The sequence below is a fragment of the Microbulbifer sp. genome (assembly GCF_036563125.1).
Classification (GTDB): Bacteria; Pseudomonadota; Gammaproteobacteria; order Pseudomonadales; family Cellvibrionaceae; genus Microbulbifer.
In genome coordinates this window covers 1-14,625 of the sequence record NZ_DATCMV010000116.1, presented here as the reverse complement: position 1 = coordinate 14,625, position 14,625 = coordinate 1, and the positions used below count along the sequence as shown (strand labels likewise).

The following is a 14,625-nucleotide window of genomic DNA, read 5'->3' as shown; positions in this document are numbered from 1 at the left end:
ATCTGCAGGCAGGTGCGCGCGGCCTCGGTGGCAAAGCCCTTGCTCCAGGCATTTTTCGCCAGCCGCCAGCCGATTTCCACGGCCGGAGCAAACGGCATATTGTCGGCGACCTGCTTGATACCGATGAACCCAATAAACTGTTCGTCCTCCAGCGTTTCCGCCGCCCAGAATCCCCAGCCATATTGTTCGATATGCACGATCTGGCGATCGATAGCCGCATCGCTTTCGGCGCGATCCAGCAGCGCCGGAAAAAATTCCATCACCGCAGGATCGGCATTCATCGCCGCAAACGGTGCGCGATCGCTGTCCCGCCACTGGCGCAGTCGCAGACGCGGAGTTACCGCTTCAATCACCATTTCAGTGTTTAGCCTGTTTCTTTTTTAACTGGCGCTGTTTTTCCAGTTGCTTGTCCAGCTGAAGCTGCGCCTGAACCGCATAGTCCCTGCAGTCCATTTCCTTTTCCTGCTGGGCTTCACCGGTGTAACTCCAGCCACTGGCCCCCGGGTGGGGAGTCAGTAACAGGTCGCAGGGGAGATCGCGAACCTTGGCAAAGGTAAAACCAAAGTCTTGCAGCAGATTCGGATAGTGCGGGTTATCCAGCAACTGGTAACCCGGTGCGGTCAGGCTGTCGACATAGGCCACATCCACGGTTTTGCCATCGCGGCGGTCCTGCCAGGTCCAGGCCATACTGCCGGGCGTATGGCCCGGAATAAAATGCACCTTAAACTGCAATCCACCGAGCTCAACTGTTTCACCGTCCAACACATAGCGATCAACGTTCACCGGCGGAAATAAAAGAGCGTCGCCAAAATGAATATCGCCGGCGCCGCCGCTGGCGAGCAGCCGCCCGGATTCGGCATTACTCACCAGCCGCGCGCCGGTGGCGCGCTGGATTTCCGCCAGTGGGCCAACGTGATCGACATGGGCGTGGCTGTGAAGAATCCATTTCAGATCCTGCGGTTCCACCCCCAGTTTGCGCATATTGTCGAGCAGATGCGCTGCAACCTGTGGCATACCGCCATCAATCAATACCGCACCGGCGTCGGTTTTGACCAGCAATGCGCTGAGTTCCTGCGTGCCAATCTGCCAGGTGTGTTCGCTGATTTGCAGCGGCTCCTCCGGCATGCGCCAGGATTCCGGCACCTCGTAGGCTTTAAGCTGCGGCAGCGGTTGCTCGGCCGCTGTGGCAAAGAAGGTAGCGGAGATCACCGCTCCCGCCAGTAGAATTTTCGCTGCAACCACCCCGAAACAATTGCCCATTTCACTTTTCCATAACCAGTAATTTATGCATCGGCGCGACCATGTAATGGCACATATCCAGCCACTCCATTTCCTCGGGGTAGCTGCACACCTCGAAACCCATTTTTTCATACAGTGCTTTTGCCGCGAGATTATTTTTCAATACAAACAGCGAACACAGTTCAAGATGCAATGCATCGCGGGCTTGCACCGCCAGTTTGCGTATCAACTGTTGACCCACCCCGCGCCCGCGAGCATGAGGTGCCACGATCAACCTGCCAAGATGGCAACAGTGAAGCCGTCGATAAAACTGCCCGAACGCCAGCGGCGCGCCCTGTGCGTCAAGCACAGCAAAGCTCGGCAGTTCCCGCCAGCGGCTGTCTGTGGAAAAGCTGTGGCGGTCGAACGGGTAGCGAAACTCCGGCGCACCCCACTGCCGGCACTCCACCTCCGAATTTATCCAGCCCATGAGGTCGGCAAGATATTCTTCCGCGAAGGGTATGAGGGAATACGGGCTTGCCATCGCAACTCCGGGACTTGCTGTAATTATTTTCTCTTCGCCTGCGCCAGCCAGCGGTCCAGCTGATCCGCAAACGCCTTGCGCTCCTGCTGCCCAAGCGGCGGCGGGCCACCGGTGTGGACACCACTGGAGCGCAGGGTTTCCATAAAATCGCGCATGTTCAGGCGCGCGCGGATATTCGCCTTGGTGTATTTCTCGCCGCGGGGGTTGAGCGCGGTAGCGCCCTTGTCGATGACATCCGCGGCCAGCGGCAAGTCGGCGGTAATCACCAGGTCACCGGCCTCACAGCGCTGTGCAATTTCGTTGTCGGCGACATCGAAGCCGGAGGAGACCTGCAGCGAGCGGATAAAGGGTGACGGCGGCACCCGGATAAACTGGTTGGCCACAAGGGTCAGTTCGGTCTGCGTGCGCTCGGCGGCGCGGAACAGAATCTCCTTCATGGCTGTGGGGCAGGCGTCGGCGTCGACCCATATTTTTGCCATCAGATACGCTCCTGCGGCTGTTCGTCGGCGGGGGCGCCTGCACTACATTTTTTGCACTCGAGTTTCACTCCCAGCATTTTCGCGCGCCCTTCCGGCGTGGTAACCCATGGGCGATTCTGCCAGGGCGGGTCGTGGCGTACATGCTGGTTGTGGCCACAGGCGAGCTGTGCCACCCAGTGGTCTTCTTCGTCGCGGTGATAACCGCGAATCGGTTGGAATATGGCCGGCTGCTGCATAAAAAAAGACACCTCAATGAGGTGCCTTTATAGACAAATCGGGCAAGGAGGTAAAAGCTATTCGCGCACTTTGGCGGTCACGTCAAGACCCGCGCCCCGGTTCCAGCGCGGCAGGTTGCCATTGATGCAGACCAGCAGGAAAACGGACGCGGCGAGCGCCGTCCACACATCGAACATGGCCAGCATGTAGCCGATCACCAGGGCGCACACCATTTCCAGCGGTTTTTTCACCAGTGGCGCGGCCACCAGAATACAAGCGAAGGCGGTGAGCGCGAGGGTGAGCATCAGGGCGATGGCCATGATCGGCTTGATCAGGCTGATCCACGGCCAGCACAGGTAAATCAGCGGCAGCCCGAACCCGTAGTAGGAACCGATGCCACTGTGCAGGTCCGCCATCTTGTCGCGGCCGCAGCGCCAGGTCTGGATGATGACCGCGTGCACCCCGGTCCACAGGATGCCCTGATAGGGAAACAGCGGTGCGATCAGCGCGGAGACGCCATTGCGCGCGGCCACGGCCAGCTGGCTGCGCTCGAAGTCGGTATCAATGGGGTCGTCTTGCCGCGCCGGCTGCGCGCTGCGAATCATTTCCGAGCCGGTGACGAAGTCACCGAACAGTATCACGTAGGCCACAAACGCCAGCGGCAACACCTCCAGGTACATACCAAGGGGCGGCCAGCCGATGGCAAACGGGGACACCTTGCCAAGGGTCTCCACCACTGGCGGCAGGAACAGGCCCCAGCGGATATCAAACTGCACCTCACCGGCGATCCACCCCACCGCGGCGGCGGCGACAAATCCCGGCAACAGGCCGAGGCTGCAGAAGCTGTCGATCCACTGGTAGCGCGTCCGCAATATCTGTATCGGCGCGGAAAAGGTAAACAGCAGGGCCACCAGCAGCGCGGTGCAGGCACTAAAAGGGTGACTCGAAAACAGGGCAACGTCTTTCACGAATACCCGGTCCAGGGCGGAAATCGCAGCGCCAAAGATGATTCCCGCCTTCAATGCCACCGGCAGTGCCGCCATCAGCCGGCGCGATAGCCCGGAGAGACTGAACAGCAGTGCGATGGCCGCAAGGGTGAGCGATAGCGCGGTCATTACCTGGAAGCGCTCGGGCCCTTCCGGGTAGCCGCTGACGATGAACGTGAGCACCAGCGGAAACGCCGGGGTCAGCATGCCCGGTGCGAAGGGTTCGCCAAATAGCAGGAACGACGCGCATAAAAGGGTGTTCGCCAGCAGCAACAGCGCCAGGGATTCCTCAAAGCTGAGACCGAAGTAACCGATCATCACCGGCGCCATGATCAGGCTGGTGCCGCTGGCCACTACCACTCCCTGCAGAAACTGCGACGGCACGAACTTAAGGTGCAGGAACGGAACCCGGAAGGTGAACGGGCCCCAGCGCCAGCCCGGGCTTCGCGGTCTGGCAACGGACGGGTTGGAAACAGGGGGATCGGCTACGCCGCGGGTATTGGGGGTCTGGTTCATCGCCATGTGCTCGTTATTTTTATTGACGTTTCGAGCTTAGGCGGCCCCCGCGGCCGCGGCCATTATTTGTCAGGTAATCGCCGCGCTCATCAGCGGGCGATACAACAGCGGGTGATCATCCTGTACCGCCGCCAGCTCCGCGTCACTCACCACCCGCTGGTTGTCGTCGCGGTATATGTGCCCGATCAGCAGGCGCGGCTGCACCAGCTGCGAGGTGGAAGACAGGGTGTCGTTGTACACCGTGAGGTTGACGATGCCATCTTCGGTGGTGAGCGCCAGCGGATAGTCACTGGTGTGGATCAGGCGTCGCGCCAGCTGCTGCCAGTTGTCCGGCAGTGCCCCGGCCGCCTGCAGCCGCTCCAGCACCGCCCACCCTTCGGGGGCATCGCTCTGCAGGGTTTCCATGGTGAGGTAAAGGGCCAGGCCACAGGACAGTGCGGTGCCATTGTGCAGGTGCGGGCGCAGGCCCTGGGGATGCATTACCAGCTCGTAGATGTTGGGATCTTGCAATAGCGACGAATCCACCCGCGGCAGCATAAACGCCAGCCAGGCGCGGTTGGCGGAGATAACCCGGCCGAAATTATCCAGCGCGAACGCAGGTTCCGGTTCCGCCCGAGCCATGGCGTTCTGCATCGATTTGTTCATCCACGCCGCCAGCTCCGGGGAGTCAAACACCGACTGGTCGGCGGAAAAGCCCGCCGCGGTGAGCAGGTAGGCGCGATCGCGCCCGCTCAGACCGAAACAGTCTGCCAACGACGCCGCCACCAGCCGAGAAGGCTGTGAACGGCCGGTCTCGAGGAAGCTAATGTGGCGGGTGGACACACCCAGCTCTTCCGAAAGCTGCTCCTGGGACATGCCCAGGGTCTTGCGCCAGAAGTGCATCAGGCGCCCAAACGCGCTTTCGCCGCGGGATTGGTCCACCAGGGATAGCGGTGTACTGGTCTTCATGGGGTCGGCCCGTATTTTTGTTATGTGCGCCTGCAGCGCAGGTCGCTCTCTCGTCGCATTGGTCAATATAAATCCAACTCCGGGCGCAGCCAACCCGGGGCGCGGCTGATAGAATCCCCTCCTTCGAGTCGTTTCAGTCCTTCCCAACCCCGCTGTACCCCTATGACCAAACTCAATCCGCGCCAGGCGGAAGCAGTCAAATACGTCGACGGACCCTGTCTGGTACTGGCCGGTGCCGGTTCCGGCAAGACCAGTGTAATTACACGTAAAATCGCCTATCTGATTGAAGAGTGTGGCTATCAGGCACGAAATATCGCTGCCCTGACCTTTACCAACAAGGCCGCGCGGGAGATGAAGGAGCGGGTTGGCAAGCTGATCGTGGGACCCGACGGCAAGAAATCCAAGGCCTCCCACGGCCTCACCGTGTCCACCTTTCATAACCTCGGCCTGAATATCCTGCGCAAGGAACACCGCGCCGCCGGTTTCAAACCGGGCTTTTCCATATTCGACGCCGAGGACGCCCGCGGCCTGATCAAGGAGCTTATGCTGCGCGACGGCGACCTGGACACCGACCTGCTGGACCGGGTGCAGAACCAGATCTCCAACTGGAAGAACGACATGGTCACTCCGCGCAAGGCGCTGGAGCTGGCCCAGAGCCCCGGAGAGCAGGCGATGGCGGTGGCCTACGGGCGCTACTGCGACGCGCTCAAGGCCTACAACTCCGTCGACTTCGACGACCTGATCCTGATTCCGGTACAGCTGTTCGAATCCAATCCGGAACTGCTGTACCGCTGGCAGCGCAAGATTCGCTACCTGCTGGTGGACGAGTACCAGGACACCAACAGTTCGCAGTACCTGATGGTGAAAATGCTGGTGGGCAGCCGCGGCGGCCTCACCGTGGTGGGTGACGACGACCAGTCCATCTACGCCTGGCGCGGTGCGCGTCCGGAAAACATGAGCCAGCTGAAGCAGGACTACCCCAACCTGCGGCTGATCAAGCTGGAGCAGAACTATCGCTCCACCAGCCGCATCCTCAAGGTGGCCAACCACCTGATCGCACATAACCCGCACGAATTCGACAAGGCGCTATGGTCCGACAAGGGGCTCGGGGATGAGATCCGCGTGCTCAAGACCGCCAACGAAAACGAGGAGGCGGAGCGGGTCGCGAACGAGATCTTCCTGCAGAAGGCCCGCCGCGGCGCCAAGTTCATGGACTTCGCGGTACTGTACCGAGGCAACCACCAGGCGCGTCTCATTGAGATGAAGCTGCAGGAAAACCAGATCCCCTACCAGATGTCCGGCGGCACCAGCTTCTTCGCCCGCGCGGAAATCAAGGACGTGATGGCCTACCTGCGTCTGCTGGTGAATCCGGACGACGACAACGCCTTCCTGCGCATCATCAATACCCCGCGCCGGCAGATTGGCACCAGCAGCCTGGAGGCGCTGGGCAACTACGCCAAGGGTCGCGAGATCTCCATGCTGCGCGCCTGTTCCGAGATCGGCTTCAAGGAGCACATCACCGAACAGGGCTACGAGCGCCTCAACCGCTTCGCCCACTGGCTTGAGGGCGTGGCCCGCAACTGCGCCGACAATAGCCCGGAAACTGCCCTGCGCGAGATGCTCGATGACATCGACTATGCCGGCTGGCTTTCGCAGAACGCCAGCAGTGAGAAGGTGGCGGAGAAGCGCATGGAGAACGTCTACTGGCTGCTGGACAGCCTGATGAAGACCATGGAGGGCACCGACGACGAGCTGGAGCAGGACGTGCGCCTGGAACAGGCCATTTCCAAGCTGATCCTGCGCGACATGCTGGACCGCCAGGAGGAAGAGGAAGCCACCGACAAGGTCAGCCTGATGACCCTGCACGCGGCCAAGGGTCTGGAATTCCCCCACGTGTTCATGATCGGCATGGAGGAAAACCTGCTGCCGCATCGCAACAGCATCGAGGATGACAATATCCAGGAGGAGCGCCGCCTCACCTATGTGGGCATCACCCGCGCACAGCGCACCCTGACCATGACCCTGGCGGGCAAGCGCAAGATGTTCGGCGAGAACCAGGACACCACCCCCAGCCGCTTCCTCGATGAAATGCCGCAGGAGGACTGCATCTTTGAAGGATTCGCCAAGGCGACCCCGGAGCAGAACCAGGCCAAGGGGGCGGAGACACTGGGCTCGCTGCTGAGCATGTTTGACTAATCGGCAGAGCTGCCGATTAGTTTTGTCGCAATACCCGCTGCGAAGTCTGTTCGTCAGATGGCGATACAAACGCACCATTCACCGGGTTGGTGAGCAACCTTCGCAGCCGGTATAGTGATTGCCCCTGTAGTATGCGTGGCAAGAAGTAATGAGCCACAGGGGAAACATCAAAAAAAGAAAAAGGAATTCCCCCTTGGCTGCCCGCCCAATCCCCCACACTCTCCTATTCGTGCTTGTGTTGGTCCCAGGTGCATGTTTCGCAGCTGCGTCACCAGTGCCCCATGTCACCGGTAGTGTGGAAGTGTCGATCCAACACGGCACCATCAATGCCGAGTTGCAAGTCACCCATATTCCCCGGGTCGAGAATCACCACTTCCTGCTGAACAGTGGGCTCAATATCCAGCATATTCGTAGCACCGATGGATCAACCACGTATTACTACAACCGATCCGCAATGACGGAGCGATTCGGGGAAAGCCTTGCCTACACGATCCCTGACAATACCGGCGAGAACAACTTTATCCCCACCGGTCTTACCTGGAAATATACGGGCAAGTATCCCGTGATCGCGGAAATAGACCAGGCAGCGCGTTTCGACTGGAAAGGCAATATTGCCTTCAACGGGCGCTCACTCAGGACGGATGGCATGCAGTCAGCCTGGTTCCCGCAGTTCTATGATGCGGAGCACGACCGGCACTATTACCAGGTTACCTACGACATCCGGCTAAGTTGTCAGGACTGTGAAACCCTGTACGTGAATGGCAGTTCTCCGGTGCGGGGACAAGTGGGCCGCTTTGTCGCCACGCGGCCAGTAGAACCACTCCTGTTCCTTGGTAGCTACACGATTGCCAATCACGGCAACAACCGGCTACTGGGCAGCGCTCTCACGCAGGAGGAAATGGAACGCGGGCTGGCCATTGTCACGCGCTACCAAGAACATTTCGCGGCAATGTTCGGGCATCCCTTCAAACAGGGCGGCCTCACCTTAATCGACACGTCGCCTGTAAGCCGAAAGAACGCGTGGATGTGGGTATCCAGCCCCAGTATCGTCAACGTGAGCCATGAAAATGAAATTCTCGCGGATCTGCTGTCCAATGACCGCGAACGCCAGATCCGCGAAGCAGGATTTATAGCCCATGAGCTGGCCCATGTTTATTTTTCCAATTACCGCGACTTCAACTCCGACTTTGGCCTGACCCTCAACGAATCCCTCGCCGAGTACCTATCCCTGATCGTTGTCGAGCGGGAATTCGGCCAACCCGCAGCCGCTACCCTGCGACAGAAAAAACTACAACGGGTAGTGAAGGTATCGCCACCCTCCCTGAGCGCGGTACTGGTGGACCCGGGCAAACTGCACGGCAACTTTATCCGCTACGAGCTGGTTCCCTCAGTCTGGGTACAGCTGGAGCAAGAGATCGGGCGCGAGCGCATGTTGCAGTGGATCACCGCCCTGCTGACCCGGGAAACCCGGTTTACCGACTTTAGCTTTGCCCAGCAGGTCCTGCGCGAAGTACTCGGGGAAGGGCCATTGGCAGAGCAGGTCATTGAAAAGTACTTCCTTTCAACTGCCTACCTGACAGAGTTCAATGAACACAGAGTGGACAACTGAACTGCCGCTCCAGGCTTCGTCCGGACGAGACTAATAGCATTTCCACGCGCAGCCCCCTACTGCGTGTAGGGGCAAACCTTGCGCTCACTTACGCCAAGTGGCAGGTACAAAAAAGCCGCTCTGTGAGCGGCTTTTTTGTTTTCGGCAGTAAGCGATCGCTTACTTGCTACCCTCGACCATATGGTCAACGGCAGCCTTCACCTCGTCGTCGGAACAGGTCATGCACAGACCTTTCGCCGGCATCGCGTTGAAACCGTTCAGCGCGTGGGTGTAGAGCGTGTCCATGCCCTTGGCGATGCGGGGACCCCAGGCAGCGGCGTCGCCGAACTTGGGTGCGCCAGCCGCGCCAGTACCGTGACAGGCAGCGCAGTTACCGGTGTAAACATCGCTACCGCTGCGGGCACCGCCAGAAGAGGCCGCTGCCGCCGGCGCTGCCGCCGCGCACTCGTCGCCTTTCATGCAGGTCTTGCCTACCGGGGCGGTTCGCTCGGAGATCTGCTCATCCACAGACTGCGCCACCGCAACAGCTGCGCCAGCCACCACGGCCAGCGCCGCTACGAAATTCAATACAACTTTCATCCATTCCCCCTAAAGGCCCAGCCGGCCTGTAGATTTCGGCGCAATCGCCACAAACCTCTACCAAACAGCCGCGCATTATAAGCATAGCGCCCGCCCCTGCGAAGGCCCCAGGGCCACCGAGGTCGACTCAACATGTCCAAAATACGGAATTCCAGAGGACCCGAAGGGAATTTCGCTGGCTTGGCCCAGACAAACTAGACTGCTTTGGGTTATTGGATATTTCAGTCAAACCACGGAAGAGGTACTCCCCGTGACGGAAAGGACTCACTCTGTAAACGCCCCCCAACTGGTCGTGCTCGCCCTGTTGTTTACAGTGGCGCTGCTTCCCACCCGCGTCGGCGCCACGGAAGGTGGCATCGGTTACTACGTGCCGGGCACCATGGCGACCCTGATCGACCGCGCGCCGATACAGACCGGCTGGGTGGTTAAGCCTCAGTACATGCATTACAGCGGTGATTTCGGCGCTACCGCCGATACCCCCATCGCCGGCCTGGTAGCGGCAGGTATCGATGTGAAAATCGAGGCTGTTGCCCCGGGGCTGCTGTACACCTTTGATGACACGGTCCTCGGCGCCAAATACACACTTGGCGCCTTTCCCTCCTGGGTGGATGTCAGCGTTACCGGCACCATCGAAAGCAATTTCGGTAATTTCAGTCGTCGCGATTCGGTCTCCGGCCTCGGCGATACCACCCTGATCCCTGCGCTGATGGCCTGGCAGGAGGGCTGCTGGCAATACAACTTCATGTTCGCCATCCACGCCCCCACCGGGGACTACGAGGTGGGCCGGCTCGCCAACGAGGGGCTCAATTACTGGGCGGTAGACCCGGTTGTTGGCGTGGCCTACAGCAATCTGGAAAAGGGGTTCAATGCTTCAGTATTTACCGGTGTGCTGTTCAACGATGAAAACTCAGACACGGACTATCGCAGCGGTCGCACCTTTCACCTGGATGCCAGTGTTCAACAGATGATCAAAGCCGGCGACGGGTTCATCACCCTGGGACTCAATGGCTTCTGGGGCCAGCAGTTCAGCCCGGACCGCAATCCGGGCCGCTTTGTCGACGAGTTCAAGATGCGCTCGTCCGGCATCGGTCCCGTCCTCGGCTACATGTTGCCCATGGGCAAAGACAATATTCTGCTGGAGCTCTCCTGGCTGCCCCAGACCGATACCCGAAACACCACCGAAGGAGAGTATGTGTGGCTCAAGTTTGTGTATCAGTGGCAGTGACAGCTCAGGCAATACTTCGAATCTAGATCCGCTCGATCACCATAGCGATACCCTGGCCGACGCCCACGCACATGGAGCAGAGCGCGTAGCGCCCCCGCCGCCGCTGCAGTTCCGCGACCGCGGTATTGATCAGGCGCGCACCGCTCATCCCCAGCGGATGGCCGAGGGCAATAGCGCCGCCATTCGGGTTTACCCGCGGGTCGTCGTCCTGTAGTCCCAACTGGCGCAGCACCGCCAGTGCCTGGGCTGCGAAGGCCTCGTTCAGCTCAATTACATCCATCGCCTCAAGGCTCAGGTTCAGCTGCCGCAGCAGCTTGCGCACCGCCGGCACCGGCCCCATACCCATCAGGCGCGGTTCCACGCCCGCACTGGCCATACCCACGACCCGCGCGCGCGGCGTCAGGCCGAATTGCACCGCAGCGTCGTCGCTCGCCAGCAACAGCGCACAGGCGCCGTCGTTGACCCCGGATGCATTGCCCGCGGTGACGCTGCCACCGTCGCGAAACGGCGCGCGCAGAGCGGCAAGCGACTCCAGGCTGGTGTCCGCCCGCGGGTGTTCGTCGGCTGTCACCATTAGCGGCTCGCCTTTGCCGCGCGCCACCGGCACCGCTACCAGCTCCTCATCGAACAGCTTTTCCGCCTGTGCGAGCGCGCACTTCTGCTGGCTGCGCAGCGCAAAGCGGTCCTGATCCTCACGGGAAATACCGTAGCGTTCGGCGACATTTTCCGCGGTCTCCGGCATGGAATCGGTGCCGAACAGGCGTTGCATCTGCGGGTTGATAAAGCGCCAGCCGATGGTGGTGTCGAAAATTTCCGCCTGCCGCGAGAAGGCCGCATCGGCCTTCGGCATTACCAGCGGTGCGCGACTCATGGACTCCACGCCGCCGGCGATGGCCAGTTGCGCCTCGCCACAGAATATCGCCCGCGCCGCCTGCCCCACCGCCTCCATACCGGAACCGCACAGCCGGTTCACGGTGACCGCGGCGCTGGCCAACGGCAGCCCGGCGAGCAGTGCCGACATGCGCGCGACATTGCGATTGTCCTCACCGGCCTGGTTGGCGCAGCCGAAGAACACCTCGTCCAGAGCCTCCCAGTCGACATCCGGGTTGCGCGCGATCAGTGCGCGCAGCGGAATCGCGCCCAGGTCGTCGGCGCGCACCGACGCCAGCGCGCCGGCGTAGCGGCCGATCGGGGTGCGAATACCATCGCAGATCAGTGCCTGTTTCATTGTTGTTGTTTTCCGCAAGCTGAATCACAAAAGGGGAAATCACAAAAAAGCCGCGCCCGGGGGCGCGGCTTCTGGGGCTGCTTCCGATCAGAAGCGGTAGCCGAGACGGACGCCAATGCTGCGCGGCCGGTTGGTGGTGATACGCGCGTCGTAGTCGTTCTCGTTGCGATAGATCTCGGCGCGCTCGTCGGTGAGGTTGCTGACGAACATGTCCGCCGACCACTGCTCGCCGCTGAGGCCCGCCGACAGATTCACCAGGTCGTAGGCGGCCTGTTTCTGGCGCAGGCCCACATCCAGGCTGTTCCAGGAATCGTCGGTGTGCGACCACGCCATCTGCACATAGGCCGGCATGGCACCCAGCTCCATCTCGTAGCGCGCGGTTCCCGTCAGCTGCATCTCCGGTACAAACGGCATGGCGGTGCCGCTGGGCGCACTGACAATCCCCTCAAGGCGATCGTCGTCGGTCTGGTAGTAGTCGTCCTGCAGCTCCGCCGCGTTGAACGAGCCGGACAGCGACAGCAGCAGCTGTTCGCTGGCAGCGTAGGTAAGGTCAAACTCCATACCGTGGGTGCGCGACTGGCCCACGTTGGTGATCAGGGTCAGCGGCGATACCTGGTAGTCCAGGTAGGCGTACTGGAAGTTTTCCCAGTCGACCCGGTAGATACTGCCGTTGAAGCGCATGCGGTTGTCCAGCAGCGTGGTCTTCCAGCCGAATTCGTAGTTGTACACCCAGTCCGGTGAATAGGCCGGCGACACATTGCCCACCTGCGCGCGGTTGACGCCGCCGGGACGGTAGCCTTCCGAGTAGGTGGTGTAGAGCATCACGTCGTCGTTGAGGGCGTAGCTCAGGTTGACCTTGTAGGTCTCGCCCTCGTCATCGGTAACCGCATCTACGTTCGGGTAATCGACACAGGGGAAATCGGTACAGCGGCCGAGGTTGCCGGCAAAGCCCACCAGGGAGTTTTCCAGTTCGAAGTGGCGGATACCCACCATCCCGGTCAGCTTATCGGTCAGGTCGTAGCTGACTTCACCGAACAGGGCGCGGTCGGTGTCCTTGCGCACCTGCGCGGTCTGCCACACCACATGGTCGTTCTCGATCACCGAGTCGTCGGTGCTCAGGTCCGGCACCTGCCAGCGCAGGTCGAAATCGTGCACCTGTTCCTGATAGAAAGCACCGGCGATCCAGCGCAGGCGACCCTCCTGGTCCGACTGCACCCGCAGCTCGTGGCTGGTGCGGCGAAATTTGTTGTTCTCGTCGATGTACTGGGTCGGATCGGCGCAGCCGCCCATGCTGTTGTAGTAGAGGCAGTCGTAGCCGTAGTCCGCGTACAGGTTTTCCAGATACTCGGCATAGGCGGAATAGTCGGAGGCCCAGTCGCTATCGCGGTCCAGATGCGCGCCGGCATAAGTCACTTCAAGACCGCCGACACTGCCCTGCACGGTCAGCGAGCTCTGGGTCCAGCTTTCCTCATATTTGTCCGGGCCGAAGCGCACCACCTCGAGGTCGCCCACATCGTCCGGGTCGTGATCGAACACGCCGTTGGTGTCCTGCTGCTGGGTATTCACCCCCAGGTTCGCGGTCCAGTTATCGTTCAGGTCAACCTTCAACTGCGCGCGCATGCCCTCGGTGACGCTGTCGTTGAAGTCCTCTTCGACATACTTGTCACTGTTCACGGTAATACCGGAGGCGGCGTAGGTGCGGCTACCGGCAACGCTGTCGATATAGCCCGCGTCTTCCTGGCGCCAGCCGACCACCCGCAATGCCGCCCGCTCGCTCACCGGCAGGTTGACGAAACCCTCGACGGAATTACCCACACCGCCGTTCTTTGTGCTATCGACGCCGACATCCATGCCCGCTTCAAATTTCTCGGTGTCCGGTTGATTGGTGATGATGCGCAGGGTACCGGCCTGGGCGCTGGAGCCGAACAGGGTACCCTGGGGACCGGACAGGGTCTCGATACGCGCGACGTCGTACACGTGCACGTCCAGTACCTGGTTGATGGTGGTTACCGGCTGCTCGTCCAGGTACACCGCCACACTCGGCTGGGAGCCTGAGTGGTTGCCGTCACCGCCGGAGGAGATGCCGCGCATGTATACCTGCGCGATGCCGGGGCGGGTGGACTGGAAGGACACCGCCGGCATGAAATTGATGTAGTCGTTGAAGTTGTTGATGTTCTGCTGTTCGAGCTTTTCGTTGGTCAGCGCCTGTACTGCAATCGGTACATCCTGCAGGTTTGCTTCACGCTTGGTGGCGGTCACCACCACTTCTTCCAGGGAGGCATCCGCCCAGACCAGCGCGGGAGCCAACAGCGAGGACGCGATCACCAATGGCAGGCGTTTTTTCACAAAGCCGCCGAGTTTCGGTGCGCAGAGTTTTTTATCAATTGTCATTAACACTCTCCGTTGGTATTGCAGTTTTTTCTGTTGTTTTTTTGTTGTTCGGCACTTCCACTCAAAGCGGGTAGCGGGACATAACCTCCTGACCCAGTGCGTCGATCAATGGTTGCAGCTGCGGCACAAACGGCCGGAACTGCGACAGGCCGTCGCGGTATACCGGCTGGCGCACCTGCTCGGAACTCGCGGTGTGCACCGCGCGTTTGTTGTTGTGGAAATCCACACAGGCCTGTTCGAACGGCAGCCCGCAATAGTCGAGCAGCCGGCGCACCTGCCCCTCGAGATCCGCCACCGTATCCTCGTACTGCACGCGCAGCACACGGCCAAGCAGCACCGCATCGAAGTGGTCCATCAGGCGCAGGTAATCGCGGTAGTAGTGGCCGAGCTCTGCGAGGTCGTAGCTGAAGCGCTGGCCGCGGGCAAAATGCTGTTTGAAATTGGAAAAGCAGCAGGCGATGGGATGGCGCCTGGCGTCGATGATTTTCGC

At 60.6% G+C, this 14,625-nt stretch carries 14 protein-coding genes; 3 read left to right on the top strand and 11 right to left on the bottom strand.

Going from position 1 to position 14,625, the window contains the following annotated elements:
• From VIL80_RS09780 to VIL80_RS09750, 7 genes are all read right to left on the bottom strand, one after another.
• The coding region (locus tag VIL80_RS09780; RefSeq protein ID WP_332035926.1) for a GNAT family N-acetyltransferase at positions 1-356 on the bottom strand (356 nt) is incomplete at its 3' end.
• A 1-nt stretch (position 357) separates the two neighbouring features.
• Positions 358-1,260, bottom strand: coding sequence for a subclass B3 metallo-beta-lactamase (bla, locus tag VIL80_RS09775; RefSeq protein WP_332035925.1), 903 nt, complete (start codon positions 1,258-1,260; stop codon positions 358-360).
• Position 1,261: 1 nt separating this feature from the next.
• The gene (locus tag VIL80_RS09770) at positions 1,262-1,762 is read right to left on the bottom strand and encodes a GNAT family N-acetyltransferase (RefSeq protein ID WP_332035924.1); all 501 of its coding nucleotides are present in this window, start codon (positions 1,760-1,762) and stop codon (positions 1,262-1,264) included.
• 23 nt (positions 1,763-1,785) lie between these two features.
• Positions 1,786-2,241, bottom strand: coding sequence for a YaiI/YqxD family protein (locus VIL80_RS09765; protein WP_332035923.1), 456 nt, complete (start codon positions 2,239-2,241; stop codon positions 1,786-1,788).
• Positions 2,241-2,477, bottom strand: coding sequence for a DUF3565 domain-containing protein (locus tag VIL80_RS09760; protein WP_332035922.1), 237 nt, complete (start codon positions 2,475-2,477; stop codon positions 2,241-2,243). The genes VIL80_RS09765 and VIL80_RS09760 overlap by 1 nt, the downstream gene beginning before the upstream one ends.
• A 57-nt stretch (positions 2,478-2,534) precedes the next feature.
• Positions 2,535-3,959 (bottom strand): hypothetical protein, encoded by a 1,425-nt coding sequence (locus VIL80_RS09755; RefSeq protein WP_332035921.1) that lies wholly within the window; start codon positions 3,957-3,959, stop codon positions 2,535-2,537.
• A 69-nt stretch (positions 3,960-4,028) separates the two neighbouring features.
• A complete protein-coding gene (locus VIL80_RS09750; RefSeq protein ID WP_332035920.1) occupies positions 4,029-4,907 on the bottom strand; it encodes a helix-turn-helix domain-containing protein in 879 nt (292 codons plus the stop codon).
• Between the two features lie 162 nt (positions 4,908-5,069).
• On the opposite strand from VIL80_RS09750, the gene rep reads away from it, so the two are divergent.
• Positions 5,070-7,103, top strand: coding sequence for a DNA helicase Rep (rep, locus tag VIL80_RS09745; protein ID WP_332035919.1), 2,034 nt, complete (start codon positions 5,070-5,072; stop codon positions 7,101-7,103).
• 301 nt (positions 7,104-7,404) lie between these two features.
• Positions 7,405-8,712 (top strand): hypothetical protein, encoded by a 1,308-nt coding sequence (locus VIL80_RS09740; protein ID WP_332035918.1) that lies wholly within the window; start codon positions 7,405-7,407, stop codon positions 8,710-8,712.
• A gap of 159 nt (positions 8,713-8,871) precedes the next feature.
• Here VIL80_RS09740 and VIL80_RS09735 read toward each other — a convergent pair whose 3' ends face one another.
• On the bottom strand, positions 8,872-9,291 hold the full coding sequence (locus VIL80_RS09735; protein ID WP_332035917.1) for a c-type cytochrome: 420 nt from the start codon (positions 9,289-9,291) through the stop codon (positions 8,872-8,874).
• A 250-nt stretch (positions 9,292-9,541) separates the two neighbouring features.
• On the opposite strand from VIL80_RS09735, the gene VIL80_RS09730 reads away from it, so the two are divergent.
• Entirely contained in the window at positions 9,542-10,516 is a 975-nt protein-coding gene (locus tag VIL80_RS09730; protein ID WP_332035916.1) for a SphA family protein, read from the top strand.
• Between the two features lie 22 nt (positions 10,517-10,538).
• Here the strand turns inward: VIL80_RS09730 and pcaF are convergent, their stop codons facing one another.
• The 3 genes from pcaF to VIL80_RS09715 form a co-directional block, all read right to left on the bottom strand.
• Positions 10,539-11,744, bottom strand: coding sequence for a 3-oxoadipyl-CoA thiolase (gene pcaF / locus VIL80_RS09725; protein WP_332035915.1), 1,206 nt, complete (start codon positions 11,742-11,744; stop codon positions 10,539-10,541).
• Between the two features lie 87 nt (positions 11,745-11,831).
• Entirely contained in the window at positions 11,832-14,135 is a 2,304-nt protein-coding gene (locus VIL80_RS09720; RefSeq protein WP_332035914.1) for a TonB-dependent receptor, read from the bottom strand.
• Between the two features lie 61 nt (positions 14,136-14,196).
• Positions 14,197-14,625: sulfotransferase family protein (locus tag VIL80_RS09715; RefSeq protein WP_332035913.1), on the bottom strand; the 429-nt coding region annotated here is incomplete at its 5' end.